The 26,963-nt window shown below is 68.0% G+C and carries 20 protein-coding genes; 17 read left to right on the top strand and 3 right to left on the bottom strand.

Annotated elements, in window-relative coordinates:
• Position 1: 1 nt before the first annotated feature.
• The 3 genes from ABDZ66_RS10995 (at position 2) to ABDZ66_RS11005 (ending at position 10,073) form a co-directional block, all read left to right on the top strand.
• A complete protein-coding gene (locus ABDZ66_RS10995; RefSeq protein ID WP_343758770.1) occupies positions 2 to 4,780 on the top strand; it encodes a DUF11 domain-containing protein in 4,779 nt (1,592 codons plus the stop codon).
• Between the two features lie 251 nt (positions 4,781 to 5,031).
• On the top strand, positions 5,032 to 9,066 hold the full coding sequence (locus ABDZ66_RS11000) for a beta strand repeat-containing protein (protein ID WP_343758773.1): 4,035 nt from the start codon (positions 5,032 to 5,034) through the stop codon (positions 9,064 to 9,066).
• 80 nt (positions 9,067 to 9,146) lie between these two features.
• Complete coding sequence (locus ABDZ66_RS11005; protein WP_343758775.1) at positions 9,147 to 10,073, top strand: DMT family transporter; 927 nt, start codon at positions 9,147 to 9,149, stop codon at positions 10,071 to 10,073.
• 460 nt (positions 10,074 to 10,533) lie between these two features.
• Here the strand turns inward: ABDZ66_RS11005 and ABDZ66_RS11010 are convergent, their stop codons facing one another.
• Positions 10,534 to 11,013, bottom strand: coding sequence for a hypothetical protein (locus ABDZ66_RS11010; RefSeq protein ID WP_343758777.1), 480 nt, complete (start codon positions 11,011 to 11,013; stop codon positions 10,534 to 10,536).
• Positions 11,014 to 11,112: 99 nt separating this feature from the next.
• On the opposite strand from ABDZ66_RS11010, the gene ABDZ66_RS11015 reads away from it, so the two are divergent.
• The 7 genes from ABDZ66_RS11015 to ABDZ66_RS11045 all read left to right on the top strand — a co-directional run bounded on the left by ABDZ66_RS11015 (position 11,113) and on the right by ABDZ66_RS11045 (position 16,266).
• Positions 11,113 to 11,757 (top strand): response regulator transcription factor, encoded by a 645-nt coding sequence (locus ABDZ66_RS11015; protein ID WP_055362301.1) that lies wholly within the window; start codon positions 11,113 to 11,115, stop codon positions 11,755 to 11,757.
• Entirely contained in the window at positions 11,754 to 11,984 is a 231-nt protein-coding gene (locus ABDZ66_RS11020) for a hypothetical protein (RefSeq protein WP_343758781.1), read from the top strand. The genes ABDZ66_RS11015 and ABDZ66_RS11020 overlap by 4 nt, the downstream gene beginning before the upstream one ends.
• 1 nt (position 11,985) lies before the next feature.
• On the top strand, positions 11,986 to 12,885 hold the full coding sequence (locus ABDZ66_RS11025; protein WP_343758783.1) for a serine hydrolase: 900 nt from the start codon (positions 11,986 to 11,988) through the stop codon (positions 12,883 to 12,885).
• A gap of 197 nt (positions 12,886 to 13,082) precedes the next feature.
• Positions 13,083 to 13,949 carry a c-type cytochrome gene (locus tag ABDZ66_RS11030; protein ID WP_343758785.1) on the top strand — a complete coding sequence of 289 codons (867 nt, stop codon included), beginning with the start codon at positions 13,083 to 13,085 and terminating at the stop codon, positions 13,947 to 13,949.
• Between the two features lie 49 nt (positions 13,950 to 13,998).
• Positions 13,999 to 14,661, top strand: a complete 663-nt coding sequence (locus tag ABDZ66_RS11035) for a Rieske (2Fe-2S) protein (RefSeq protein ID WP_343758787.1) — start codon at positions 13,999 to 14,001, stop codon at positions 14,659 to 14,661.
• Positions 14,658 to 15,971 carry a cytochrome b gene (locus tag ABDZ66_RS11040; RefSeq protein ID WP_343758789.1) on the top strand — a complete coding sequence of 438 codons (1,314 nt, stop codon included), beginning with the start codon at positions 14,658 to 14,660 and terminating at the stop codon, positions 15,969 to 15,971. The genes ABDZ66_RS11035 and ABDZ66_RS11040 overlap by 4 nt, the downstream gene beginning before the upstream one ends.
• 97 nt (positions 15,972 to 16,068) lie before the next feature.
• Positions 16,069 to 16,266: a hypothetical protein gene (locus tag ABDZ66_RS11045; RefSeq protein WP_343758791.1), complete on the top strand. Its 198-nt coding sequence runs from the start codon at positions 16,069 to 16,071 to the stop codon at positions 16,264 to 16,266.
• Positions 16,267 to 16,396: 130 nt separating this feature from the next.
• Here ABDZ66_RS11045 and ABDZ66_RS11050 read toward each other — a convergent pair whose 3' ends face one another.
• On the bottom strand, positions 16,397 to 16,648 hold the full coding sequence (locus tag ABDZ66_RS11050; protein WP_343758793.1) for a DdrH: 252 nt from the start codon (positions 16,646 to 16,648) through the stop codon (positions 16,397 to 16,399).
• Between the two features lie 126 nt (positions 16,649 to 16,774).
• On the opposite strand from ABDZ66_RS11050, the gene ABDZ66_RS11055 reads away from it, so the two are divergent.
• From ABDZ66_RS11055 to ABDZ66_RS11085, 7 genes are all read left to right on the top strand, one after another.
• A complete protein-coding gene (locus ABDZ66_RS11055; RefSeq protein ID WP_343758795.1) occupies positions 16,775 to 17,197 on the top strand; it encodes a HesB/IscA family protein in 423 nt (140 codons plus the stop codon).
• Between the two features lie 256 nt (positions 17,198 to 17,453).
• Positions 17,454 to 19,211 (top strand): peptide ABC transporter substrate-binding protein, encoded by a 1,758-nt coding sequence (locus tag ABDZ66_RS11060; RefSeq protein ID WP_343758798.1) that lies wholly within the window; start codon positions 17,454 to 17,456, stop codon positions 19,209 to 19,211.
• 102 nt (positions 19,212 to 19,313) lie between these two features.
• Positions 19,314 to 20,309, top strand: a complete 996-nt coding sequence (locus tag ABDZ66_RS11065; protein WP_343758800.1) for an ABC transporter permease — start codon at positions 19,314 to 19,316, stop codon at positions 20,307 to 20,309.
• Positions 20,309 to 21,235 carry an ABC transporter permease gene (locus tag ABDZ66_RS11070; RefSeq protein WP_343758802.1) on the top strand — a complete coding sequence of 309 codons (927 nt, stop codon included), beginning with the start codon at positions 20,309 to 20,311 and terminating at the stop codon, positions 21,233 to 21,235. Before ABDZ66_RS11065 ends, ABDZ66_RS11070 begins: the two co-directional genes overlap by 1 nt.
• Before the next feature lie 131 nt (positions 21,236 to 21,366).
• The gene (locus ABDZ66_RS11075; protein ID WP_343758804.1) at positions 21,367 to 22,434 is read left to right on the top strand and encodes an FtsW/RodA/SpoVE family cell cycle protein; all 1,068 of its coding nucleotides are present in this window, start codon (positions 21,367 to 21,369) and stop codon (positions 22,432 to 22,434) included.
• The gene (locus ABDZ66_RS11080) at positions 22,434 to 23,015 is read left to right on the top strand and encodes a dihydrofolate reductase family protein (protein ID WP_343758806.1); all 582 of its coding nucleotides are present in this window, start codon (positions 22,434 to 22,436) and stop codon (positions 23,013 to 23,015) included. The genes ABDZ66_RS11075 and ABDZ66_RS11080 overlap by 1 nt, the downstream gene beginning before the upstream one ends.
• 325 nt (positions 23,016 to 23,340) lie before the next feature.
• A complete protein-coding gene (locus ABDZ66_RS11085; RefSeq protein ID WP_343758808.1) occupies positions 23,341 to 25,587 on the top strand; it encodes a DUF937 domain-containing protein in 2,247 nt (748 codons plus the stop codon).
• A gap of 258 nt (positions 25,588 to 25,845) precedes the next feature.
• Here the strand turns inward: ABDZ66_RS11085 and ABDZ66_RS11090 are convergent, their stop codons facing one another.
• Entirely contained in the window at positions 25,846 to 26,598 is a 753-nt protein-coding gene (locus ABDZ66_RS11090) for a phosphodiester glycosidase family protein (protein ID WP_425544425.1), read from the bottom strand.
• Between the last annotated feature and the right edge of the window lie 365 nt (positions 26,599 to 26,963).

The raw sequence follows: 26,963 nt of genomic DNA on the forward strand, positions 1-26,963 counted from the left end.
CGTGCAACCCGACTTCAAGCGACTCGCCACTGCCCTCTCGGCCATCCTGGCCGTCAGCGTCAGTGCCGGCGCTCAGGAAATCAGCACCAGCCTGCCCCTGACCACCGTCGGGGACCGCCTGACCTGGTCGGTCGGGGATCAGGACCTTACCCTGAACGTTCCGCTCGACGGACCTGTCCGTCTGGAGCTGTACAGCCCCCGCGTCGACCAGAGCGACTACCGCAGTGACACCTACTACGGTGACGAGCAGTACGACGCTGGCCGCAGCGATGTCACCACCACCTTCACCCTGACCGGCAGCGACGGCCAGGTGGTCCTGACCCGCACCTTCACGCCCGGCACGCACGACTGGGAAACCCTGGTCGACCAGACCCTCCCCGCCGGCCGCTACCGCCTGAAGGCCGTCACGCAGGGCAACGGCAAGAACACCTTCGCCGTCCGTCTCGCCGGAATCAGCGCGTCCGTCAGCGCGGACCGCCTGAACGTGAACGTGCACTCGCAGGACTGGGTGCCCGCCGTGAACGTCAGCACCGACGGCCAGACGCACGTGCTGCGCATGTACGACGGCGACGGCCCCCAGGAACTCCAGGCCCGTCTGCGCGACGACCAGGGCAACGTCACGCCCCTGACCGTCAGCGCCGACCTGGGCTTCACGGACCTGCCGCTGCCGGCACAGGCCGGGCACTACACCGTCGAGCTGCGCCAGCCTCCCACCGCGCGGCAGTTCAGCAACACCGTCGGATTCAGCCTGACCCGCGCCGGCACGCCCGAACCCATCACCATCAGCCGCGTCGACCAGACCGGCCTGCTGCGCGTCACCGCCGAACTGATCCTGCCCACCGGGCCGCAGCCCACCGCGGCGGCCGCCACGGTCGGCAAGACGCCCGTCACGGTGAACGGCACCTTCACGCAGCGCGTCGCGCCCGGCGAGTACGCCGTGGTGCCCGCCCCGGTCCCCGGCGCGGACGTCCGCGTCGACACCGCCCGCGTCACCGTCCCGAAAAACGGTGAGGGGCAGGCGCACATCCAGATCCGCCCGACCGTCACCCTGGACCTCCGCAGCGACAAACTCGACGTCTGCGTCGGCGACACCGTCACCCTGACCGCCCGCGCCAGCACCGCCTACGCCGGCGAACTGCCGCTGGACCTGACCCTCGACACGGCCGAACTGAGCGTCCAGGGCCTGAACAACCTGCAGGGCACCCTGAGCGCCGCCCGCCCCGGCGAACTGAGCGTCACGGGCATCGCCACGCAGAGCGGCCCGCTGACCGTCACCGCCCGCCTCGCCCCCTGGGAACAGGCCCGGACCCTCACCCTGAACGTCCGCCCGGACGTCACGAGCCTGCAACTGAGCCGCGACCCGCTGCCCGACGCGACCATCGGCGACGAGGTCACGGTCACGCTGCGCGTCACGAACACCGGCACCCGCGCCGCGCCGTACCTGCTCGCCGACACGCTACCCGCCGGACTCGAAGCCCTGGGCGAGACCCGCTTCAGCGGCACCCTGCCGGCCGGCGAGACCCGCGAACTCAGCTACCGCGCCCGCGTGAGCGCTGCCGGCACGCAGGCCCTCGAGGCGCACCTGCGCACCCCGGACTGCGCCGCCACCCAGACGGTCAGCGCCCAGCTCAGCGCGCAGCCCGTCCCGGCCGCGCCCGCCCCCGCAGCGCGCCGCGTCAGCAGCGTCACCCTGCCCTTCGACGCGCCCCGCCAGGCGACCGAACTGATCGTCGCGCACCGCCTCCCCGACGGCGCCACCCTCACGCCCGGCAGCAGCCGCCTGGACGGCCGCGTCATTCCCGACCCGCTGCGCGGCCCCAGCGGCACCCTGTACTGGGTCCTGCCCGAACCCGCCAGCAGCCCCGTCACTGCCGGTGGCGCGGCCCTGCGCGGCGCCGTCACCTACGACCTCACGCACGAGGGCCCGCTGCCCGCCCTGGACGCCCCGGCCCTGCTGGCCCGTTTCAAGGGGGACCGCCGCGAGACCCTCGAAGGCCGCGTCGACCTGAACGACCTGAACGCCGCCCAGCAGACCGGCACGCCCACCGAGACGGCCACCGAGAACCCCGGCGCCATCAAGTTGCCCCTGAACGGCGCGCAGGTCCGCATCCGCGACCGCATCAGCGTCGTGATCGAAGTGCCACTTGGTCCCACGCCGGACGTCCTGGTGAATGGGCAGGCCTTCGGAAGTGACCGCATCGGGGAAACCACTGTGGATGAGGGCCGCGGTGTTCAGCGGCTGACCTATGTTGGTCTGCCTCTTCTACCGGGTCGCAATGAGATTCGCGTCGGTAGTGAGCGCATCACGGTCATGCGTGTTGGCGATACCGCCATGACCGAGATCCGGCCCGAACAACTGATCGCAGATGGCAGCACGCCGCTGCGTCTGCGGGTGCGGACATTGGACGCAGCCGGACTGCTGACCTCGCAGGACCGCGTAACCTTACGGACCAACCTGGAGGTCCTGAGGGCAGACGGCGGAAGTCGCGAGGCCGGCTACCAGATCCGACTGGAAAACGGGGAGGGGGTGTTGGAGTTGCAGCCCCAGTCGGCCCCCACCACCCTGCGGCTACAGGTGCTGAGTGGCAGCGCCGTGCAGACACACTTGTTCGACGTGAAGCCCGACAGCAGCCGCGTGGGCGTCGGCGTGATCAGCGCCACCCTCGGGCTGGACGGCAACCTGAACCTCCGCGACGACCTGACCTGGACCGCCCGCGCCTCCTACGAGGGTCCGCTGGCCGGCGGGAAACTGTACGTCGCCGCCGACAAGGACGGCCTGCCCACCGACCGCGACACCCTCAAGCGCTTCAGCGTCTACGGTGACAGCAGCACCGAGAGCGTGCCCCTGCAGGGCATCGACCCGGTCGCACTCAGGTACGACCACCCCACCCTGCGCGCCGAGTACCGCCAGACCAGCCTGCCCATCGACGTCCTGCCGGTCGGCGAGCAACTGACCGCCCTGACCGTCACCAGCAAGAGCAACCCCCAGGTGTCCGCCTTCGCCGCGCTCGTCCCGGACGCCCGCGTCAGCGAGCAGCGCCTGACACCCGAAGGCACCCGCCTGCTGCGCCTGAACAACGCCAGTCCCGTCACCGAAGGCAGCGAGACCCTCGAACTGCTCACCCTGGAACGCGACACCGGCAAGGAACTGCGCCGCGTCACCCTGACCCGCAACGTCGACTACATCCTCGACCACCGCACCGGCATCATCACCCTCGCCCGCGCCCTGGACCGCACGGACGCGCAACTGAACGACCAGGTCGTCCTGGCCAGCTACCGCCTCAGCGACCCCATGACCCAGCGCCGCGCCGCGTTCGGCGCGCAGGTCAAGTACACCGGCCAGCACTACACGGTCGGCGTGGCCGCCGTCAGCCTCGACCAGACCGTCACGGCCGGCGCCCGCGCCACCTACGACAACGGCACCACCCGCACCGACGGCCTGCTCGCGTACTCCGGCGGGTTCCAGGCCAGCGCCGACCTCAGCACCACCCTCGGCCAGAACACCATCCAGGCCCGCGTGCGCTACCAGGACGGCACGTACAGCGGCCTCGCGCCCTTCACGCCCGGCCTGACCACCAGCGCCAGCCTCGACAGCCGCCTCACCCGCAACCTCAGCAGCAGCGTCCAGGCCGAGTACCACAACACCCTGGGCACCACCGCCACCGCCACCAGCGGCGGCAGCGTCACCGGTCGCGCCGACTACCGCCTCGCACCGTTCAGCGTCGGCGCGGGCCTCAAGTACGCCTTCGGAGACCAGTACGGCGTCGGGGCCGTCCTCAGCGCCGGTTACCACCAGCAACCCCTCGACGTGGACATCACCCACACCCAGCCGCTCACCGGGAACCTCGACCCCACCACCACCGTCACCACCCGCTACGCCATCACCGACGCCGTCAGCGTCGGCCTGAGCGACCAGATCAACTGGAACAAGGGCCACACCGCCGCCCTCACCCTCGACAGCCGCCTGGGCAACACCAACTACCAGGTCGCGTACGACCTCCCGAACGCCGGCGGCCAGGGCAACCGCGCCCGCTTCGGCGTCACCACCACCCTCCCCCTCACCGACCGCCTGACCGCCGGCCTGCGCGGCAACGCCACCTACAACATCAGCGCTGCCCAGACCGAACTGGGCGCCGGCGCCGACCTGCGCTACGGCACCGACCGCGTCACCGCCACCGCCGGCACCGACCTCACGTACACCTCCAGGGGCTTCGGCGTCGTCCTGCGCACCGGCATCACCGGCAGCCTCAGCGACCACCTCAGCCTCACCGCCGACGGCCTGATGGAATTCGGTGCCGGCAAGAACGGCCAGCGCGCCGCCCTCGGCTACGCCTACCGCAACCGCACCTTCAACTCCCTGGGCACCGTCCGTTACGTCAACGGCACCCTCGCCGGCGGCCAGCCCGAACTGAGCAGCAACTTCGCCGCCGAGTACCGCCAGCCCACCTGGGCCGTCCGCGCCGGTCTGGACACCCGCACCCTCCTGAACGACCCCGGCAGTTTCACCGCGCAGTTCGGCGCCAGCGGCACCTACTACCTCACCGACCGCATCGGCGTGGGCGTGTGGGGCCGCGCCATCACCCAGCCCGCCAGCCAGACCACCCAGTACGGCTACGGCCTCGAAGCGTCCGTCCGCGCCCTGCCCGGCACCTGGATCACCGCTGGCTACAACCCCGCCGGCTTCACCGGCATCGGCAACACCTACACCCGCCAGGGCGCGTACCTGCGCCTTGACCTGACCCTCGACGACCGCCTGGGTCAGGACCCGACCCGACCTTGAGGCTGAGGCGCGGCTACATCCGGATGTGTAAGCCGAACGCAAGAACCTACCCGGCAGGATGGCCAGGTCTGTCCTTCCCTGAGACGCTCTGAGAGGCTTCTAACATGATGCAACCGTTCCATTCCTGGTGGCCCCTGGATTCACGGGCCTTTTTCCGGCTTCTCTGGACCTCCGGTCTGGCGCTGCTTTGCCTGATTGCCCTGTCGGGTCCGGCGCGGGCGGCGGGGCTGGACCTTCAGTTCACCGGTGGGGTGAACGTCACTGGCGGCGCGTGTGCCCTGACCCTCAACAGTCGTTGCCGTTTCAACAATGTGATCGTGGGCGAGGCAGCCGGCTCAAGCCTGCAGCGCGACATCATCGTGACAGTGTCCGATCTGGTAAATGCCACGCTCGACACAACCGTGGACAATGCAGGTCCCACGCTGAGCGGAACGGCGCCGGTCGCCTCTGCTGACCAGTTTCTGGCGCCCACGGTCCGGCCCACCCAGACGACGGCCAACGTGACCGGCTGGGCCGGCTTTACTTTCGATGTGGTGCGCTCGGGTGGGCCCGTGCCGGCTGTCGGGACGAGTACCATCACCTTGCCCGGCACGTTCTGGGTCACTTCCTTCGATACCGACGGGGACGGCGGAACTCTGCGGGAGTTCGTGGAGTTCGTGGGAGCTTCCGCCACCGGACTGTCGGCGGGAACCACGCTGACAGCCAGCACGGCCGTGGCGGGGGGAACACAGTACCAGGGGGCGACTGCGGGGCAGCCAAACATTTCCACCGGTGACCCCTACAAGGGCAGCGCTTTTTACACCGCGGCCTCCAGTTTCCGCCTGATCTATGGGGCGCGCACCGGTACCAGTGGTTCCACGGCAGGAGGTCGCCTGACTGCCTTCGACTTCTTCCGGCCAGACGCGGTCCTGCGCCAGCCGCTGCTCGACGGCTTCAAATCGGTGCGTCTAACCACCGACGCGGATGGCAGTGGGGACATCTCAGCGGGCGACACGCTGACCTATACCGTGGTCTACACAAACACCGGCAACGCGGCCGCCTCCAGCTTCCAGATTAGCGATCCCCTGCCAGCTGGCCTGACCATCACCGCCACTGGGGGCCAGACGGTCTGGATCGACGGCACGCAGAACACCGCCGCACGCAACGCGGGGTACACCGGGGGTGCAGGCGCTGTCGGTAACCTGCTGGCGACGGGACAGACCCTGGCGGCGGGCGGCAGTATTCGCGTGGACATTCCGGTCCGGGTGGGTACGGTCACTGCCTCCACCACGCTCAATAACCAGGCCTCGGCCACGGCCACCGGTGTCAGTGCCGTCCTCAGTGACAACGTGGACGAGAGCACGGCGTTCGTATCCTCGGTCCGTTCGACGACGGGCTGGCCCGGCGTGCCGGCCGGCAGTGTGACCCAGAACCAGACCGCCGCCCTGTCCCCGACTGCGGTTCTCGTCGAGCTGTCGCGGGCCGACCTCACCCTCAGCAAGAGCAACGGCGTAAACGGCCTCGCGGGGCCCAGTGTGACCACCTATACCATCGTGCTGACCAACAACGGCCCGGCCAGCGCCAACGGGACGGTGCTGCGCGACCCGGCCGCGCCTGGCCTGACCAAGACGGCCGTCAGCTGCGCTTCCAGCAGTGGAGCTGTGTGTCCCGCTGTGACCACCGCCACTCTGGAAAGTGGCGTGACGGTGCCGACCCTCCCGGCGGGCGGCCGCATCACCCTGACCCTCACGGCCAGTGTCACGGCCACCTCGGGCAGCGTCGCCAACAGCGTGACGGCCACCCTGCCCAGTGGGACTGTCGATCCCAGTCCCACTGGAACGGTCACGGATACCGACTCTGTCAACTCGGCCGATCTGGCGGTCGCAAAGACCGGGCCGGCGACGGCCCCCCAGGGCAACACCTTCAGCTACGTGATCCGGGCCTGGAACAACGGCGTGTTGCCGGTCAGTGCCGCCACGCTGGCCGACCCTGTGCCCGCGAATGTCACCGGGGTCAGCTGGACCTGCGTGGGCAGCGGCGGCGCGACCTGTGCGTCGGCCAGTGGAACCGGCAACAGCGTGAGCGTCACCGTCAACCTGCCAGTAGATGGCGGGAGTGCCACCACCCCCGACACCGACTATGTCACCCTCACCGTGACGGGCCGGGCCACCACCGGTGGGATCGTCACCAACCGGGCCACCGTTTCGCCACCTGCCTCCATCACGGATTCCGTGACGGCCAACAACAGCAGCGCTGTTGACACGGCCATCGTGGCACAGGTGACATGTCCCAACCTGTACGCCACGACCGGGGGTGACTTCACCACCAACAACAACGGCACCGAGATCCGCTCGCTGAACGACACCACCAACACGCTCGGCGACGTGGTGACCCTGATTCCTGCCACCTTAGAAGCCACTCCCCGCCCTGGGTACACCGCCACACTGGCCCTGACCCCGGACCGCAGCCGGTTCTTCGTGGTGCGTGACGTCGATACCCGCCTGCTGATTTTCGATGTTGCCAGCAGCACCTGGCAGGAAGGGCCGACTCTGCCGACCACCACCGGCCGCTACGTACGCATGGCGATCACCTCCACCGGGATCGGGTACGTGATGGACGGAGGCGGCAACCTCTACCGCTTCGCCACTACCAGTCCCTACACAGTGTCCAGCGCGATTCCGCTGACCGTGGTGCCGGCCACCGCTCCGACCGTGGGGGCGAGCGGCGACTTCTTCGCAGATGACCGTGGCAACCTCTTCCTGCTGAGTTCCCAGGCCGACGGGCAGCTCGACTTCTGGGAGGTCGAGCCGAACACCGGCCAGATGATCTACCTGGGGCGTCTCAGCGACGCTGACATTATCGGCGGGTACGGTGGGTTCGCCAGCACCCCCAACGGGCTGTTCGGGCGGGGAGGCAGCGGCCGCATGATCAGCGTGGACCTGCGGGCCTTCACGGCCACCCCAGTGGGTAGCGCTTCCTCTGGCAGCACTGACCTCACCAGCTGCTCATTCCCCACATTTAACCGCACGGTCACTGCTACCAAGGCAGCCCGCAAGGTCGCGGGCAGCGCTGGCACCCCGGTCCGGCCCGGTGACACGCTGGAATACCGCATCGTGGTGCGAAACTCCGGCTCCATCGCCGCAGGCAACACCAAGTTCAGTGACCAGATTCCGGCCGGCACCACCTACGTTCCCGGTTCAACCTTCCTGAACGGCATCCTGGTGTCCGATGCTGCCGGGGGGGTCATGCCATACGCCCCCGCCCCGCAGCTCATCAGCAGTGCCGGACAACCCAGCGGCACCCTGCTCGCTGACGTCACGCCGGCGGACGATTCGGACCGCGAGGCCGTGATCACGTTCCGGGTGCGGGTAAACACCTCTCCGGAACCCACCCAGGTCAGCAACCAGGGCATCACCACTTACCGTGACAACGGCAGCGATCTGACGGTTCTCACCGACGATCCTGCCACGACCGCCCCGAACGACGCCACCGTCACCCGCATGGCCGCCCCCGACGTTACCGTTACAAAGACCGGACCCGCCTTCGCGCAGCCGGCGGACCCGGCGAAGCCGGACCAGAGCATAATCTACACTCTGGTCGTATCGAACGTGGGCGACAAGGACGCCGGCAGCGTCACGGTCCGTGACGTACTGCCCACCGGACTGACCTTCAAAAGTGCCTCTGCCGGAGGCACCTACGTGGTCGGGACCCGCACAGTCACCTGGACCCTCCCGGCGCTGATTGCCGGCGGAGCGCAGACCCTGACCGTAGAGGTCACCGCCCCGACCGCCGCGCAGATCCAGGGAAGCTCAGGCGTGAAGCAGGTCTCGAACACTGCGGCGGTCTCGACGGCAGGGGACACTGTTCCCGGAAACGACACCTCGGCCACGGTCAACACGGCCTTCATCCTTGCCGTGCTGGCCAAGGAGGTCCGCAACGTCACGAAGAACTCCCTGTTCGGAACGTCTGGCGGCGGCCTGCCCGACGAGGTCCTGGAGTACTGCATCGACTTCCGCAACGAGGGAGGCGCGGCCCTGCCGAACTTCGTGCTGGTCGATCATGTCCCCAGCAACACGAACGCCCTGACCACCGCCTACGACGCGGATGAGCCCAGCGCCGCGACCGGCTTCGGCGTGAAACTCACGCGCGGCGCAAGTACCTCCTACAGCAGCAGCGCCGCCGATGCCGACGCTGGCAGCCTGACCACCTCGGGCGGCACCTACGGGCGCGGCACCATGACGGTCGCGCTGGGCACCCTGGCGGCCGGTGAGTCGGGCCGCGTCTGCTTCCAGGCCACCATCCGCTGACGCCCGGCCTGGCGGTCTTCCTGGACAGGCTCTCCCGCGTGGGGAGCCTGTTGCTGCTGCCGGGCTCTACAATCGCGGGCATGTCGGTTCAGGCGCGTGGGGTTCTGCTGCTCATTCTGGTGACGTGTCTGTGGGGGAGTACCTTCGCGGTCGTGAAGACGCTCGGGGAGACCCTGCCGGCGTCGGTGCTGATCGCGTGGCGGTTCCTGATCGCGTCGGTGGCCCTGCTGCCCCTGCTGCTGTGGCGCACGCCCGGCGCGGCGGCCTCCGCCCCTGCAGGCAGTGCCGGAAGGAGCGGGGCGTGGCGGGCGTGCCTGTGGCGGGACGGGGCGGTGCTGGGCGCGTGGTTGATCGCGGGGTACGGCACGCAGACCATCGCGCTGCAGACGACCAGCGCGAACCGCGCGGCGTTCTTCACGGCGCTCAGCGTGGTGCTGGTGCCGGTGTGGCTGGTGGCCGCGCAGCGCCGCCGCATGCCGCTCCTGTTGTGGACGGCGCTGCCGCTGGCGGTCGCGGGGCTGGCCATGCTGTCCTGGGAGGGCGGGGCGCTGGTCGTGGGTGACGTCTGGGCGCTGGGGTGCGCGGTGACGTACGCGGGGTTCATCGTGACGCTGGAGCGCATGGCGCACCGGCATGCGGCGCTGCCGTTCACGCTGGTGCAGGTGCTGGGCGTCACGGCGCTCGCGTGGGTGTGGGCGGCCGTGGCGGCGCCCGGGCAGCTGTGGCCTCCGGCGGGCGCGTGGGGACCGCTGCTGTACCTGGGGGTGGTGGCCACGGCCGCCACGACCCTGATGCAGACGGTCGGGCAGCGGACCGTCAGCGCCGCGAACGCCAGCCTGATCTACGCGCTGGAGCCGGTCACGGCCACGCTGTTCAGTTTCCTGCTGATCGGCGAGCAGGTGGGCGTGCGGGGTGCGCTGGGGGGGTTGCTGGTCGTGGTGGCGACCGTGCTGAGTCAGTGGGCGGACGGCCCGCACGCGCAGACGCCGGCCGCGCAGCCCGAGTGATCCGGACGCCGATGGAACGGGTTGGGCAGACCATTCCATCCGGGTGGACGCGCGGAGCTGCGAAGCAGGGCGAGTGGGAGCAGAGCGGGGCCTGCCGGACGTGGCGCTGGCAACCCGGTGCTGTCCCGGGTTGTTAACGAAACAAACGGAATCCGTATCATACGGACTCCGATTGAATGGGCTGCAAAGACCATTCAATCCGAGCGGATGCGACTCGTAGAGCTGCTCCGCAGAGTAGGAGAGAAACGGATTCCGGACGTGGAGTTGGCAGATCGGTGCTGTCCCGGGTTGTCAACGAAATAAACGGAATTCGTATAACGCTCCGCAGGAGAGCGGGTGAAGGTGGACGGGCCGGATGGACTGGCACAGCCGCAAAGCAGAGAAGGGAGGCGCCGGACGTCTGTTCTTCCGGTGCCTCCCTTTGGAGAACGGCTCTGGCTGGCCGTTCGTATCACCCGGGTCAGCGGGTCTGGTCGGGGATCACCAGGGTTTTCAGGGCGGCGCCGCCACTCCAGACGCTGCGCAGGCTGCCCTGCAGGGCGGAGTTGCGCACGGCGGTGTACAGCGCGGGCGGCAGGCTGGCGGACGGGTAGGTGGCGCGGGTGCCGCGGGCGTCGACCTTCACGTCCATCGGGAAGCCCAGGGCGACCGTGGAGATCAGCAGGCCGCCCAGCAGGAACCCGCCGAGCGCACCGGCGCCCAGATGCCAGGGTTGTTCGAGGGGGGCGGGGATCAGGCGGCCGATGGCGGCGGCGGTGCCGAAGGCCAGCAGGACCGCGAGGATCAGCGCGGCGGGCGCACCGGCCCCGAGCGAATTGGCAAGGAAGCACACGGCGACGCCCGCGACGCCCCAGGCCAGTCCGGCGAGGCCGCGCCGGGCGCCCAGCGCGGTCAGGACGGCCCAGAGGGTGACGAGCAGGGCATCGAACCAGGTGATCACGTCGGTCAGTCTAGCGGGTCGGGGCTTACAGTTTTGCTGCAGGCCGGACCTGGGGGCCTTCGTCCTGTTCCGGTGGCGGCGGTGGCCTACACTGCGGGCATGATTCGCGTGTTGCTCGTGGACGATCACGCGCTGTTCCGTCAGGGACTGCGCAGCCTGCTGGAATCCGAGGGGATGCGCGTCATCGGGGAGGCCGCCAACGGCCGCGAGGCGATCCGCTACGCGGCCGACACCCACCCGGACGTGATCCTGATGGATATCCAGATGCCGGAACTCGACGGGGTGAAGGCCACGCAGAGCATCCTAGAGATCGACCCGGCGGCGCGGGTGATCATGATCACCATGTACCGCCAGGACCGCTACGTGTTCGAGGCCGTCAAGGCCGGGGCGCGCGGCTACGTCCTCAAGGACGCCGACGCGACCACGCTGCTGGACGTGATCCGGCGGGTCGCGGCGGGAGAGGCGCTGCTGGACGCCGACATGGCCCAGAACGTCCTCGACGACTTCCGGGACAAGCGCGAGGAACTGCCCAGCGAGAAGCACGCCGACCTGAACGAACGCGAGACCATGATCCTGAAACTGCTGGCGCAGGGCTTCTCGAACCAGGACATCGCGCTGCGCCTGGACATCAGCGAGAAGACGGTCCGCAACCGCCTCAGCGAGATCTTCACGAAGCTGCAACTGAACAACCGCACGCAGGCGGCGCTGTACGCCATCCGCGAGGGAATCGCGAACCTCGAATGAGCCGCGCGAAGGTGGCGGCGCCCGTGACCTTCCGCGCCGGGTGCGCGCGCGAGTGGGTGATCGAGACGACCGAACCGGACCTCGCGTACACCGATCAGGCGTTCCCGGAGTGCCCCACCTGCCCGCACCGCGTGGAACCGGACGGCGGGCCGCCCTTCTGCACGCTGCGCCCGGTGGGAACGGCGCACCCGTTCGCGGCGCTGGCCGGCCTGATCCTCCCGGACTGACATGATGCGGGGGAGGGGAGGGCCGGAAGAAGCGCAGGCCCTGGCGGCGTTCGGGGCCCGGCTGCGCGGCGCCGGGTTTTCCGGAACGGTGGGCCTGTGGGTGGGCACGCTGGACGGCCAGCCCCTGGCGGTCCTGAACGGGGACCGGGTGTTCCCGGCGGCCAGCACGATCAAGGTGCCGCTGCTGGTCATGGCGTTGCAGGCCGCGCAGCGCGGCGACCTGAGCCTGGCGGACCGGGTGACGGTGCAGGCGGCCGACCGCGTGCCGGGGGCCGGGGTGCTGCACGAACTGGGGCCGGGGTTGGCGCTGTCCTGGCAGGACGCACTGACCCTGATGATCATCGTCAGTGACAACACCGCCACGAACCTGACCATCGAGCGGCTGGGCGTGGCGGCCGTGAACGACTGGCTGACCGCGCAGGGGCTGACCGGCACGCGGTTGGTCGGGAAGCTGCAGCTGCCGCCAGAGCAGCGGAACGAGGCGCAGCGGCGCGGGGAGCGCAACGCCGTGTGCGCCCGTGATCAGGCGCAGCTGCTGGGCCGCCTGCTGGCGGGCGACCTGCTCGACCCGGCGCACACGGCGCTGGCCCTGGGCATCCTGGAACGGCAGCAGTACCGTGACCTGATCGGCCGTGGCGTCCCGGCCCACCCGGACGGCACGCCGCTGTACCGCGTGGCCAGCAAGAGCGGCGAGTTGACGGGCGTTCACCATGACGTGGGTGTGGTGTTCACGCCCCGGCCCCTGGTGGTGGCGCTGCTGTCCGAGGGCGGCGCGGACCCGCGTGAGCATCCGCAGAACCGGGATGTGACGGCCCTGGCAGGGGCGCTCTGGCCGCTGCTGGCGCGGCTGGGTCGGGTGGACGCTCCGTGGGTGGCGCCGGGGGGCCACGGGGACATTTAACCGCTCGGTAAGGTGCAGTATGAACGATACCGAAGTCTCGCGGGCAGCACTTAAAACACCGCTGGGAACGCATTCGGTGCGTGCTATGCTGACCCGCAACAGGCCACTTCAGAACGAAGGCCATTTTTCCGTAGAAGAGGTTCCATCCGCCACGCGGCGGGGACGATAAGGCCACTTCACGCTGAGGGAGAGGGAACGTGGAAAGAAACGACGCTGTCATGCCCTGGGTCGCCATCGTCAGTGCGGCCATCATGTGGATCATCCTGCTGTTCCTGTTCAACAAGGAAACGGCACCGGAGCCTGTGGTGGTGGACCCGGCGGTCGTGGCGAACATCAGCAAGGAGTACCCCACGGTCGGGAAGACCGTATTCGAGCAGACCGGCGGGTGCGCCGGCTGTCACGGTATAAACGGTCAGGGCGGCGTGGGTCCTGCGCTGGCCGGCGACGAGAAGATCCTGAAGGATCCGGTCTACGTCCACACCATCATCGTCAAGGGCAAGGGCGGCATGCCCGCCTTCGGTGACAAGCTCAAGGAGAATGAGGTCTACGCGGTCGCGAACTACGTCCTGAACTCCTGGGGCAACAAGATCGAAGAACCCCTGACGCCCGCCACGGTTGCCGAGGGGCAGACCAAGGTGGATCCGGCCGTGCTGAAGAACCGCAGCCGGTTTGTGCCTGAGGATCTCAAACTGCCTGAGATTTTCCTGGGTACCTTCATTCTAGTGCTGCTCACCTACGGCCTGATCGGCCTGTACAGCGTCTGGGCCGAGGGCCTGGAACTGCATCCCGGCATTCACAAGGTCCGTTCCACCCCGCTGGCGACCCTGGGCATTCTGACCACCCTGGGCCTGAGCATCCTGTTCAGCGTGCTGTTCGTGCGTCAGATGGTCACCGATTACGCCGGTTGGGGTGCCAAGGAACCGGTCATGCCGAACGTGACTGCCGAAGGCTTCTACGCCGCGATGATCCTGCTGATGATCGCAGCAAGTATTGGCCTGTACAAGAAGTACTTCATGGACGGCGAGGTGCTGGTCGAGGATGCCAGCGGCGAATTCCCCTGGTAAGCGCCCCGCTCCTGGCTGCTCACCGCCCCACAGGCAAGAGGTTTGAATCATGACCCGTTATAAGAAACAGGATCCCGAAATTACGCGCCGCAAGTTCATCAATGTCGCCATGGGTACCACCGCTGCCGTCGGTACGGTCAGTCTCGTGAGTGCCTTGGGCACAGCCAACCCCGTCTTCCGCCTAACACCGGACAAAGCCCCACCTGTCAAGGGGGACGTGCTCGTCCACGCCGAGGAGAGCAAGGAAGGCCAGCTGATCAAGGTAAGCGAACTCAGTGACAAGCTGGTACGCGCTTGGCCTATGGGCAAGGATAAGGACGGTAATAACGTCATCCGTAAGGGAGAACCGAATAACATCTTGGCGTTGTATCGTTTCCCTAAGGGACAGATCGTGGAACCCACCAAGCTTGATGCTACCGTGGACGGCGAGATCGTCGCCTACAGCGATATTTGTACCCACGCCGGATGCTCAGTCAGCGACAGCGACCAAGGCGACGGCATGAAATGCCCCTGCCACTCCGGTCAATACGATCCTAAACGTGGCTGCAAGGTCATCGGCGGACCACCCCCCCGTCCGTTGGCCCAGCTGCCCATTAAGTTGGAAGGGGACAAGCTTGTCGTGGCTGACTTCTTTGCCAGCATGCCGTACCCCTTCCTCAGCGAGGATGAGTGGGAAAAATTCAAGAAGGAAGTGGAGGAGCAGCTCGCATGAACCAGTGGCTTGACGAACGTCTGCACATCTCGCGCCTGAACGACAAGTTCCTGCGCAAAGCCTTCCCGGTGCATCACTCGTTCTTCTTAGGCGAGATCACGCTTTTCTCGCTGATCGTTCTGATTATCACCGGCATCCTGCTGGCCTTGGCGTACGAGCCCAGCAACTCTCTGGTCGTGAACACCTTCGATCCCGGTACGGCCACCAAACCGAATCTGGTGCCAGCTGCCTACCATTCAGCACTGAAGATCAATGCTATGCCCTTTGGAGACATGTTGCGCCGCCTGCACCACTGGATGGCGAACATCATGGTCGCAGCTGCCGTGATTCACATGATGCGCATCTACTTTACGGGCGCGTTCAAGAAACCCCGTGAGATCAACTGGTGGATCGGCATGCTGCTGCTGATCTTCGCCGCACTGACGGCCGTGACTGGCTATATTCTGCCCTACGACAACTACGCCTACAACACCGTGAAGGTCGTGTATGCCATCACTGCATCCATCCCCTGGGTGGGCGACTGGGTCGCGCAAGCCGCCTTCGCCGGAAAATTCCCCGGCGCCGGGATCATCCCTCGCATCTACGGGTATCACATCATGCTGCTGCCCGGCATCCTGCTGGCCCTGACCGGCGCGCACATGCTGATCATGATCAAGCAGAAGCACACGCAGCCGCAGTACGCCAAGCGTCTGGCCTACAAGAAGATCGTGGGCGTGCCGCTCATGACTCAGCAAACCCCCATCATGCTGATCCTGGCCCTTATGTTCACCGGTCTGGTCATGCTGTTTGCCGCTTTCGTGCCGGTTCACCCGGTCGAGTTCTTTGGTCCGCCCAGCACCACGCCTATCAACAACATCAAGCCCGACTGGTACCTGCTGTGGGTCTTTGGCGCTCTGGCCATCATTCCCAGCTTCGAATGGCACCTGTTCGGTGGCCTGATCGGTGCTGAGTTTGTGGGCGCGCTGGTGCTTCCTGGTATCGTCATGGGCCTGATGTTCGCTGTTCCCATGCTGGACCGGACCACCGAGAACCAATACTACGCTGAGAACCCCACCAACCACCCGGTGCGGCTGGCAGCAGGTGTGGCATTCTTCGCAATGATGATTGTGCTATCGGTTGCCGGTTACAAACCAGAACTGATCAGCTCGGGACTGCTGACCACCGCGAATGCCAACACCATCTTGTGGATCCTCACCTTCCTGATTCCCACTGTGTCGTACTTCGCCGTGCTGGGCATCGTGCGCGGCATCCGCGCCCTGCGTGAAGCGGACGAGCGCGAAAGCCTCGCCCACGCCCACGCCGACGACTGATCAGCGCCGCCTGACGGTCACCTCCGCCCGGGTCGCGCACCTGGGCGGAGGTTCTCTTTGACGTCTGGCGTGGGGCCGCCTGTGCTTGACTGAACCGATGGATGACCTTGCCCACCTTCTGAGTGATCAGGCGCGCCGGTTGAACCTGGGCGGCCTGTCCCCTGCCGACGCCCCGCCCGAGGCGCTGGCGGAACTGGCCCGCGTGACCCTTCGTGAACTGATCGCGCGGGGCCTGCTGCCGGACCCGGATCCCGCCGTGGGGTGCTGGAGTGCGCCCCGGTCCGGACTGCACTGATGATGGAAGGGGGGTCACCATCCGCAGGAGGGGGGCTTCGTGGTCACGGGCAGGGGGCTGCCGGGCCGCTGGCGGGATAAGGAAGAACGCCGCCTCCGGGTGGGAGACGGCGGGTGTGGTCAGGGGTGGGTCAGGCCTGAACGCGGGGCGTGCTGGGGATGTTCGCGGCGGGCGTGGCGCCCTGGCGGGTGCCGGCGGCGTAGCCGACCTGCGCGCCGAACTGCCAGGCCAGTTTGATCATGAACTGGATGGCGTCCTCGTCGTTCGAGTTGATCAGGGTCCGCAGGTGTTCCGGCAGTCCGTCGGGGAGGGGCATGGCCCGGAGCTGCTCGCCGTACTCACTGCGGAGCTGCTCGAACCACTCGGCATAGGGGTTCGTCATGCCTCCATCTTAACAGCGGGACGCTCAAGGAATGTAAGCCGGGCGGTGCCGGCCGGGTCCGGGGTGCGGGAGGAACTTTGCCTTCCAGGCACCTTTTTATTATTCGAATGGTGTTACGCTTCACGCATGACCGCGACGACCACCCAGGACACCAGCGGCGGCATTCCCGCCCGCGAGATCAGCATCAGCGAATTCGGCGCGCAGAAAGCCCAGGGCATCCTCGCCAACAGCGGCAAGGAGAATGCCGGCGTGCGCGTGTTCATCAAGAGCGGCGGCTGCAGCGGCTACCAGTACGGCATGGCCATCGACGACCGTGAGCTCGAAGGCGACACCATCGTGTACGACCGCGGCGTGAAACTGCTCGTCGACCGCATGAGCCTGCCCCTGCTGCGCGGCAGCGAGGTGGATTTCGTCGAGAACATGATGGGTGGCGGCTTTACCGTGAACAACCCCAACGCCACCTCCGCCTGCGGCTGCGGTTCGTCGTTCCGCACGGACGGCTCGCAGTCCCCGGACGGCGAGGGCGCGGGCGGCTGCTCCAGCCACTGAAGTCCTGACGGTCTTCCACTCAGCGCACTCCGTTCCCTGCGCGCCCCGGTCCTTCCTGGCCGGGGCGCGCCGCGTTGTGGCTGGCGCCGGGCACCTGCGGGGCCCCCGGTACACCCGAAAGATGAACCCCGCCCGCGCCTCCACCCGGCCGAGGTGGTCGGCACCACCCTTGACGGCGCGTTAATGGGCCTTATACTGACGCTCATCATTCAAGGAAAAGGGCAGCAGCATCAGCCCAGTGTTCAGGGAGGCCATCATGAAAAAGACCTTTGCCCTTACTGCATTCCTCCTCGGCGCCGCGCTCGCAGGACCTGCTAACAACAGCCTCGTCGTCGGCACGTCGCAGGAACCGCCGAACATCTACGACCCCTGGAACACCAACAACCTCGCCATCACCAGCGAGATCAACGGGTACATGGGCGCCGGCCTGACCTACCAGGACGACAACGGCGACACCAAGGCCGACATCGCCACCCGCGTGCCCACCCTCGCCAACGGCGATTACAAGGTCGTCAAGGACGCCAAGGGCGACGTGATCCGCAACTCCGTCACGTACACCATCCGCAAGGACGCCAAGTGGAGCGACGGCACGCCCATCAAGGTCGCCGACTTCCAGTTCTGGCTGAAGCTGGAGAACGACGACCGCGTGCCCGTGCCCAGCCGTGACCCCTGGGACCGCGCCAAGATCACCGTCAACGACACGGACACCTTCACCATCACCTTCGAGCCGCCCTACCTGTTCGCCGATCAGGTCAGCCCCGGTCTGGCGCCCAGCCATATCATGGGCAGCGCCTTCAACACCTTCGACACCAAGACGAAGAACGAGAAGGACGCCAAGGTCGTCAACGAGGAGTGGAAGAAGTTCATCTCGTCGTTCACCACCGCCCGCAACCTGCCCAAGGTGGTGGCCGGGCCGTTCAAACCCACCGCGTGGCGCACCGGCAACAGCCTGACCATGACCCGCAACCCGGTCTACTGGAACCAGCCGAAGAACCCGGACAACTACGTGCAGACCGTCACGTACCGCTTCATTCCGAACACCAACACCCTGAAGGTGAACATCCTGTCCGGGCAGCTCGACGCGGTCAGCGCCGTCGGCCTGACCTTCGACCAGGGCACCGACCTCGCCCGCAACGAACGCAACAAGTACAAGACGTACTTCGTGTCCGGCGCGGTCTGGGAGCACATCGACATCAACGCCCGCGGCCAGCGTGCCAAGGACCTCGACCTCGACGATCCCCGCATGCGTCAGGCGCTGCTGTACGCCATCGACCGTGACGCGCTGACCAAGGCGCTGTTCCAGGGCAAGCAGGCGGTGTCCAACAGCTGGATCGGGCCGGTCAGCAAGCTGTACAAGAAGGACGTCAACGACTACAACGTGAACGTCGCCAAGGCCAAGCAGCTGTTCGCGGCGCTCGGCTGGACGCCCGGCAGCGACGGCGTGCTGCAGAAGGGCGGCAAGAAGCTCACCCTGAACTTCTCCACCACCGCCGGGAACTCCACCCGCGAGCGCGTGCAGCAGATCCTCCAGGCGCAGTGGAAGGCCGTGGGCGTGCAGGTGAACATCCAGAACTACCCCGCCAGCGTCATCTTCGGGCCGGACTTCCTGAGCAAGGGCGAGAGCGGCAAGTGGGACATGGCCATGTACGCCTGGTCGAACAACCCCGTCTTCGAGGAAGGCAACCTCTGGAAGAGCGAGGGCATCCCCACCGCCGCCAACGGCTACTCCGGCCAGAACAACCCGGGCTGGAGCAACGCCGAGTACGACAAGCTGTACAAGCAGGCGCGCGTGGAATTCAACCAGGCCGACCGCATCAAGCTCTTTGACCGCATGCAGGCCATCTGGAACGCCGAGGTGCCCTCCCTGCCCCTGTACTTCCGCGTGAACGTGTACACCAAGGTCCCGGGCCTCGTGAACTACACCTTCAGCGCCATCACGCAGTACCCCAGCTGGAACGCCGCGAACATCGGCTGGGCCAGCAAGGGCGCCGTCGAGGAGTACAAGCAGAAGTAACCCCAGCGGGCGCGTCCACCGCGGGTGGGCCACCCGGCACCGGGCGCGGGAGGGAAGGCACACACGCTTTCCCTCCCGCGCCGTTTTTTCAGGAGTTCGAACATGGGAACCTACGCATTACGCCGCGTCCTTCAGATGATCCCGCTGCTGCTGGTGATCAGCCTGCTGATCTTCGGCCTGACCGCCCTGCAACCCGGCGACCCGGTGGATCAGCTGGTGTTCGGGAACAGCAACATCACCCCGGAGGACATCGCCCGCCTGAAAGCCTCCTACGGCCTGGACCAGCCGTGGATCACCCGGTACTTCTTCTGGCTCAAGCAGGCCGTCACCGGGAACTTCGGGTACTCGCAGGACTTCGGGATTCCCGCGCTGGAGTACGTGTTCCAGAACCGCCTGCCGAACACGCTGCTGCTGACCGTTCCGGCGCTGATCATCAGCACCCTGATCGCCGTGCCGCTGGGCATCTTCAGCGCCGTGCGGCAGTACTCGCCGCTGGATTACATCCTGACCTTCTTCGCGTTCGTGGCGGTCAGCGCCCCGGTGTTCTGGGTGGGCGCCCTGGCGCTGTACTTCTTCGCGATCTCCCTGCCGCAACTCACGGGGGGGCTGCTGTCCCTGCCGCCGGGCGGGCTGGGCGGCGACGTGCCCCCGGAAGCCGGGTGGTGGGCGGTGGCGCTCGACAAGCTGAAGTACCTGCTGCTCCCCCTGATGATCCTGATGCTGCGCGAGATCGCGGTCACGCTGCGCTTCATGCGCGCGAACATGCTCGAGACGCTCACGCAGGACTACGTGCGCACCGCCCGCGCCAAGGGCCTCGCCGACCGCCGGGTGCTGTACAAGCACGCGCTGCGCAACGCCGTGACGCCCATCGTGACCCTGCTGGGCCTGAGCATCCCCGGCCTGTTCGGCGGCGCCGTCATCACCGAGACCGTGTTCTCCTGGCCCGGCATGGGCAAGGCCATCCTGGACGCGCTGGTCAGCAAGGACTTCAACGTGGTGATGGTCTGCCTGATGATGCTGGCCGTCCTGACCGTGGTGTTCCAGCTGCTGACCGACCTCGCCTACGCCCTCGTTGACCCCCGGATCCGGTACTCCTGATGACCACCATGCCCGCCTCCACGCCCGCCCCCGCCAAGAGCCGCTCGACCATGCAGATCGCCATGCGCCGCCTGCGCCGCCACCGGGCCGCCATGGCCAGCCTGATCGTGATCGCCGCGCTGATCCTGACCGCGGTCTTCGCGCCGCTCATCGCGCCGTACGACCCGAACGCGCAGGACCTCGCGGGAATCTACGCGCCGCCCAGCGCGCAGCACGTCCTGGGGCAGGACAGCCTGGGCCGCGACCTGCTGTCCCGCATCATCTACGGCAGCCGCGTCAGCCTGATCGTGGGCTTCACCGTCGCGCTGTTCAGCGTCGCGCTCGGCACCCTGATGGGCCTGCTCGCGGGCTTCCTGGGCCGCTGGGCCGACACGGCCATCAGCCGCTTCATCGAGGTCATGCTGTCCATCCCCGAACTGCCCCTGCAGCTGACCATCAGCGGCCTGTTCGCCGTCAGTGACCTTCCCGCCATCGCGTCCCTGCGGCAGAACCCGAACTCCAGCGTGTTCATCATCGTCGGGATCTTCACCTTCTTCGGCTGGATGGGCACCGCCAGGCTCGTGCGCGGCGAGGTCCTGAAACTCAAGAACCTGGAGTACGTGGACGCCGCCCGCGCCCTGGGCGCCGGGGACGCCCGCATCATGTTCCGTCACCTCGTGCCGAACGTCGTCGCGGTGATCATCGTGAACGGCACCCTGGCCGTCGGCGGCGCGATCCTCGGCGAGGCCGCCCTGTCCTTCCTGGGTTTCGGCATCCAGCCGCCCGTCAGCACCTGGGGGAACATGCTCTCCAACGCGAACGAGGTCGTGCTGGAACACCCCTTCATCGCGGTGTACCCGGGCCTCGCGATCCTGATCACCGTGCTGGCCTTCAACTTCCTGGGCGACGGCCTGCGCGACGCCTTCGACCCCAAGAGCCGCCTGTAAGGCTCGCCTGCCCGGACCGAGCGGGTGTTCCACAACCGGGGGCGGTCTGCCTTCCCGCGTTCCCATCCACGTCACCCCGGCAGGTCGTAGCCTGTGGGGGTGACGTGTTTCCCTGCCTGCCGGAGAGCCCCTTGAAGTACGACCTGCGTTTCCCCGTGGTGATCGCCGCCCTGCTGGTCGTGGGCCTGATGACGGTCAGCACGGCCGCCCTGTCCCCCCGCGCGTCCAGCGGGATCTTCAGCAAGCAGCTGCTGGGCGTGGCCCTGGCCGCCGCGCCCATCGCGCTGATGTGGTGGGCCGGCCGTGACCGCATCTACCGCGCCGCGCCGTACCTGTACGGGCTGGCGCTGCTGATGCAGGTCAGTACGTTCGTGATCGGCAAGGAGGTGAACGGGCAGCGTAACTGGATCGTGCTGGGGCCGCTGCAGTTCCAGCCGCTGGAAATCCTGAAGTTCGCGCTGATCCTGATGCTGGCCGTCACGCTGCGCGAGGGATTCAAGGGCGCCAAGACGTACGTGCGGGCGCTGGCGGTGTTCCTGCCGCCGCTGGCCCTGGTGGTCATCCAGGATTTCGGCGGGGCGATGGTGCTGTGCGTGATGTTCGCCGTGATGCTGCTCGCCGCGCGCATCCCGGTCTGGCACGCGGTACTCGCGGCCCTGGCGGTCGGGACCGCGGTGCCGACCGTGCTGTACCCGCACCTGGAACCCTACCAGCAGAAACGGCTGACCATCTTCCTGGACCCGTACCAGGACCCGCGTGGCGCCGGGTACCAGGTGATCCAGAGCACCATCGCGGTCGGCAGCGGCGGCCTGCAGGGCAAGGGGTACAAGCAGGGCAGTCAGTCCCACAACGGCTTCCTGCCCGAGGCGCACACGGATTTCGCGGTCTCCACGTGGCTGGAGGAACAGGGGTTCGTGGGGGGCGTGGTGGTGCTGGTGCTGTACGGCGCGCTGTTCTGGGGGCTGGCCGGCATGGCGGGTGAGGCGCCGCGCCTGCAGGATCAGGTGCTGTTCGCCGGGATCCTGGGGCAGATCGGGTTTCAGGTGCTGGAGAACATCGGCGCCGCCCTGAGCGTGCTGCCGCTGACCGGGATCACGTTGCCGCTGATCAGTTACGGCCTGAGCAGTCTGGTCAGCACGCTCAGCACGCTGGGGCTGGCGTACGTGGTGTACCGCGACCGGTACCTGGGGCAGATCTGATGGCCGGCGGGCCGGGCGCGGTCTTCCGGGTGTTCATCGCCGCGAGTCTCGACGGGTTCATCGCGCGGCCCGGCGGGGAACTCGACTGGCTGCCCGGCGCGTCCCCGGACGGCGTGCCGGCCCCGGCGGGCGAGGATCACGGGTTCCTGGCGTTCCTGTCGGGCGTGCAGGTGGTCGTGATGGGCCGCGGAACCTTCGAGACGGTGCGTGACTTCAGGCCCTGGCCGTACGCCGGGAAGACCACGGTGGTCCTGAGCCGCTCCCTGGGTCCGGCCGACCTGCCCGCCGACCGGCCGGACCTGCGCGTTCATCCCGGCCCGGTCGAGCGGCTGGCCGCCGAGCTGGGCGCGCGCCCGGCAGGTGACGCGCCCACCGGCGTGTATGTCGATGGTGGGCAGACCGTTCAGGCGTTCCTGCGGGCCGGTCTGATTGACGAACTGACCGTCACGCGCGTGCCGGTGCTGCTGGGGCGGGGCCGGCCGCTGTTCGGCCCGCTGGACGCGGACAGCCACTGGGAGCACGTGACCACGTGCGCCTTCCCGAGCGGACTGGTGCAGAGCACCTACCGCCGCGCGCCCTGACGGCAGTGTTCAGGGACGCCCTGGGTTCTGCCGGGGCCGCTGAACCGACGCTGCTGAATCGGTCGGTTCCACCGCTTCCCCCGGCGAGGGCCGGCTGCCCCCACCGGGGGAAGCGGCCAGGCGGGAAGCCTGAAGGATGCGTTGTGGCGCGTGGTGAACATGAATGTTACGGTAAGGACCCTTCTCCCCAAACCGCCGCGCAGGAGTGAAATAAATTACACTTGCCGCGGAAGTCCCCGCCGCCCCGGCTCCCCTCGGCACCATGAACCGGGACGGCGCTCCGCCGCGTTGATCCAGCCAGCGTGTCACAGACCCAGGAGGCGTCATGAACATCACGGATTTGATTCAATCGTTCTTCGGAAGCGAAGGAGCCGCGCGGCTCGGCCAGGCGGCCGGCCTCGATCCGAGCAGCGCCCAGCGGGCCCTGGGGATCGGCCTGCCCCTGCAACTCGACGCCCTCGCCGACCACGCCGCGACGCCGGAAGGCCCGGCGCAGATCGCCGAGGCCATCGAGAACCTGCCGCGGTTCGACAGCGTGCAGGACGCCCTGAACGCCCCTGACGGCGCGCAGAACCTCCAGCAGGCCGGCGAACTGCTCGGCTCCGTGCTGCTGGGCTCCCGTTCCGGTGGCGTCGCGCAGGCCGTGGCCGGGCAGGCGGGCGTGCCGGCCGGACAGGCGCAGCAGCTGATGGGCATGGCCCTGCCGCTGCTGCTGAGCGTGCTGGGCCAGCGCGGCGTGAACGCCGGCAACCTCAGCTCGGTGCTGGGCGGCCTGAAAGGCGGGCTGGGTGGCCTGCTGGGCGCGGGCGCCGGCGCCGCCCTGGGCGGGGCGGTGCACGCCGTCACGCCGCCCACGCCCGGCGGGAACCCGGTGCCGGCACCGACGGTTTCGCCTGTGGGCGCGCCTTCCATGGATGGCCCGGCGCTCGGCGCGCCCGCCCTGAGCCCCGAGGGCACACTCGACTTCCTGAAGGAGCAGTTCGGTGGCGAGACGGCCGAACGCATCGGCGGCGCCGCCGGCTTCACCGGCAGCGCCGCGCGCCGCGCCACGCAGGCCGCCCTGCCGCTCGTCCTGAACGCCCTGGTGCAGAAGGGCCGCACCGAGGCCGGCGCGACAGACCTGCTCAACCTCAGCCGGCCCTTCGAGACCCTGACCACCGGTGACGGGCACCTGAACACGGGCGTCCTGAACGACGCTGCCGAAACGGCCCGTGTCGAGGGACAGGGGCGCGGGTTGCTGGGCGGTCTGTTCGGCAATGTCGAGCAGCTCTCCGGTCGCCTGGGCACGGCGCTGGGCGGCAGCGGCGCGAGTGCCGGCCGCCTGCTGGCCCTGCTCACCCCGATGGTACTGGCGGTCCTGGGCCGCCGCGCCCGTAACGGCAACCTGGGCGCAGCGGGCCTCAGCGGCCTGCTGGGCGGCATGGGTGGCAGTCTGGCCGGGCTGCTCCCCGCGGGCCTGAGCAGCCTCGGCGCACTTCTCGGTGCGGGAGGCGCGGCGGGCGTGGCGGCCGCCACGGGCCCGGGAGCTGTGCGGGCCAGCGTGCCGCCGGTCGCTCCGGCCGCACCCGCGCCGCCGGTCACCCCGGAACGCGAGCGGCGCGGCGGGTTCCCCTGGTGGATCATTCCGCTGCTGTTGCTGCTGCTGCTGGGCGGCTGCTGGCTGGTGAACCGTCAGTCCGCGGACACGGCCGGCCCGGCCCCGGTCACGGACGGAACGGCGAGCATCCTGGTCACCAACCCGTCCTCCGACGCGAACCTGCCGCCCCAGCCGTTCACCATGAGCGGCACCGGACCGGCGGGCGAGACCCTGACCATCCAGGACGAGGGACAGGAGGTGGGGACCGCCACGGTGGACGGGAACGGCAAGTGGAGCGCGGAACTGCCCGCCCCGACCGTGGGCGAGCACACCTACACCGTGAACAGCGGCCCGGTCCGCAGCGAATTCAAGGTGAACGTCGCGGGCGAAGCCCCGGCGGACGCGGGCACGACCGGGACCGCTTCTACCGGGACGGCCGCGACCCCGGCCGCCTTCGGCATCAGCGCCCCCACGGCTGACCAGAAACTCCCGGCGGGTGGCTTCACCATGAACGGCACCGGCAAGCCCGGCGAGGAACTCGAACTGTTCGAGGACGGCACCAGCCTCGGCAAGATCACCGTCGGTGAGGACGGCACCTGGACGTTCGACGTTCCCAGTCCGACCGCCGGCGCTCACACCTACTCGGTCAAGGGCCCGGACGGCGCGGAACTCGGTCAGGTCAGCGCGTCCATCGCGGCGGCCGCCGCCGGCGCCAGTGCCGCAAACTGCACCAAGAACTACACCCTCAGCATCACGGACGGCCAGACCGTCAGTGAACCCTTCCGTTTTGGCGGGGTCGGGAAGGGGACGGGGTACAGCGTGACCGTCAAGCGCGGTGCCCGCACCATCGGGACCAAGGACATCCCGCTGGACGCCACCTGCGGCTGGAGTTACCAGAGCAAACCCGGCGCGGGCACCATCTCCTACGAGGTGCGTCCCCTGGGTGACGCTGCCGCCGCGCCGCTCAGCAAGGTGACGCTCACGGTCAAGAAGTAATACGGACTCCGATTGAATGGCTTACAAGGCCGTTCAATCCGAGCGAAGCGAGTGGGAGAAAACCGGGTTCCGGACGTGGAGTTAACAGATCGGTGATGTTCCGATCTGTCAACGAAACAAACGGAATCCGTATAAGTGCCCCCGGAACCGGGCGCCCGCCGTCAGCGGGGCAGGTTCCGGTCGGTGCAGCAGCCTCCGGAGCCGCCTGGGAACGTCCCGGGCGACTCCGGAGGTTGCCGTGTGACCCGGCGGAGGCGCTCAGCGGCTGACGCTCCAGATGCCCGCGAAGTCCGCCAGTTGCGTGCTGCGGTCCGCGCTGGCGTAGGCGCTGATGCTGCCGTCCAGGTACAGGGCGTCCGGGCAGCCCAGCGTGTCCCGGAAGAACAGCGCGAACGTGTAGAAGTTCACCGGCCCGGCACTGACGGCAAAACGGACCTGCCCGTCCCGGCAGACGCCCACCCCGCTGCGCAACTTGAACGACAGGCTGTCGCGGTTGAAGGCCGGGTGAATCCTGCCGCCCTGCAGCAGCAGCGGCCCGGACTGCGTGGCGAAGGTGGGGTGCAGGTCGAGTGCGGCGTAGCGGCGCGTCTCGGTCACTCCGACCTGCCGGCCCTTCACCCAGAACACGCCGTTGGGCAGCAGGGCGAAATTCCCGCCGCGGCGGGCCAGGTTCAGCGGCACCAGCGTCTGTCCGTTCTCGACGTGCAGGCCCAGGGGTTTCAGGCCCGGCGCGTAGATGCCGCTGTTGGTGGCGAAGGTGAGCGTGCGCCCTTCCTTGCGCAGCCGCGCCCGTAACTCCGTGAAGGTGGCGTACGGCGCGCGGGTGGTGGGGTTCAGCCAGTGCAGTTCGAGCCGGTCGCTGCCTGGCTGGATGGTCGCCACTGTGTAGAGGGTGCCGCCTGCCACGACCGGTGCGACCTTCATGGCCGGGGCCGGTGAGGAGAGCAGGCCCAGCAGCAGGGCCGCCGGAAGGTGGAGTCGGATGGAGACGCGGGCATCAGGGCGGGCCATGTGCCTCAGTCTGCATGGTCGGGGGCCGGAACGCAGGGCGGGGCGCGCCCGCCGGCGCACCCGGTTCCGTGCCTTCCGGTGGGCGGCCACAGTGGTTGAGGTACGGACATGAAGGGTGGCGTGGGCAGGGGGTGTTGACAGATTCACGTGTGGCCTGTATCTTTTCTGAGCCTCAAGCGAGGCGGGATGCATGACAAGCGAGCGTGAAAGAGCGAGAGAAACGCGAAATAACCGCGCTCCTCAAGCAAGCCCCCCACACCTCCGGGTGCGGGCCGGGTGAGCGGACAGGAGACGCATAGGAAAGATGGGTCAAGATACTAAGGGTCCACGGTGGATGCCCTGGCACTGGAGCCGATGAAGGACGC

Origin of the sequence: Deinococcus depolymerans, assembly GCF_039522025.1 — a bacterium.
GTDB lineage: Bacteria > Deinococcota > Deinococci > Deinococcales > Deinococcaceae > Deinococcus > Deinococcus depolymerans.

What these genes read in the sequence shown, in the direction of transcription:
- ABDZ66_RS11065 (WP_343758800.1), top strand. Translation starts at nt 19,314, where the DNA reads ATGGGAACCTACGCATTACGCCGCGTCCTTCAGATGATCCCGCTGCTG.
- ABDZ66_RS11020 (WP_343758781.1), top strand. Translation starts at nt 11,754, where the DNA reads ATGAGCCGCGCGAAGGTGGCGGCGCCCGTGACCTTCCGCGCCGGGTGC.
- ABDZ66_RS11055 (WP_343758795.1), top strand. Translation starts at nt 16,775, where the DNA reads ATGACCGCGACGACCACCCAGGACACCAGCGGCGGCATTCCCGCCCGC.
- ABDZ66_RS11025 (WP_343758783.1), top strand. Translation starts at nt 11,986, where the DNA reads ATGATGCGGGGGAGGGGAGGGCCGGAAGAAGCGCAGGCCCTGGCGGCG.
- ABDZ66_RS11005 (WP_343758775.1), top strand. Translation starts at nt 9,147, where the DNA reads ATGTCGGTTCAGGCGCGTGGGGTTCTGCTGCTCATTCTGGTGACGTGT.
- ABDZ66_RS11045 (WP_343758791.1), top strand. Translation starts at nt 16,069, where the DNA reads ATGGATGACCTTGCCCACCTTCTGAGTGATCAGGCGCGCCGGTTGAAC.
- ABDZ66_RS11035 (WP_343758787.1), top strand. Translation starts at nt 13,999, where the DNA reads ATGACCCGTTATAAGAAACAGGATCCCGAAATTACGCGCCGCAAGTTC.
- ABDZ66_RS11040 (WP_343758789.1), top strand. Translation starts at nt 14,658, where the DNA reads ATGAACCAGTGGCTTGACGAACGTCTGCACATCTCGCGCCTGAACGAC.
- ABDZ66_RS11015 (WP_055362301.1), top strand. Translation starts at nt 11,113, where the DNA reads ATGATTCGCGTGTTGCTCGTGGACGATCACGCGCTGTTCCGTCAGGGA.
- ABDZ66_RS11085 (WP_343758808.1), top strand. Translation starts at nt 23,341, where the DNA reads ATGAACATCACGGATTTGATTCAATCGTTCTTCGGAAGCGAAGGAGCC.
- ABDZ66_RS11060 (WP_343758798.1), top strand. Translation starts at nt 17,454, where the DNA reads ATGAAAAAGACCTTTGCCCTTACTGCATTCCTCCTCGGCGCCGCGCTC.
- ABDZ66_RS11080 (WP_343758806.1), top strand. Translation starts at nt 22,434, where the DNA reads ATGGCCGGCGGGCCGGGCGCGGTCTTCCGGGTGTTCATCGCCGCGAGT.
- ABDZ66_RS11070 (WP_343758802.1), top strand. Translation starts at nt 20,309, where the DNA reads ATGACCACCATGCCCGCCTCCACGCCCGCCCCCGCCAAGAGCCGCTCG.
- ABDZ66_RS11090 (WP_425544425.1), bottom strand. Translation starts at nt 26,598, where the DNA reads ATGGCCCGCCCTGATGCCCGCGTCTCCATCCGACTCCACCTTCCGGCG.
- ABDZ66_RS11050 (WP_343758793.1), bottom strand. Translation starts at nt 16,648, where the DNA reads ATGACGAACCCCTATGCCGAGTGGTTCGAGCAGCTCCGCAGTGAGTAC.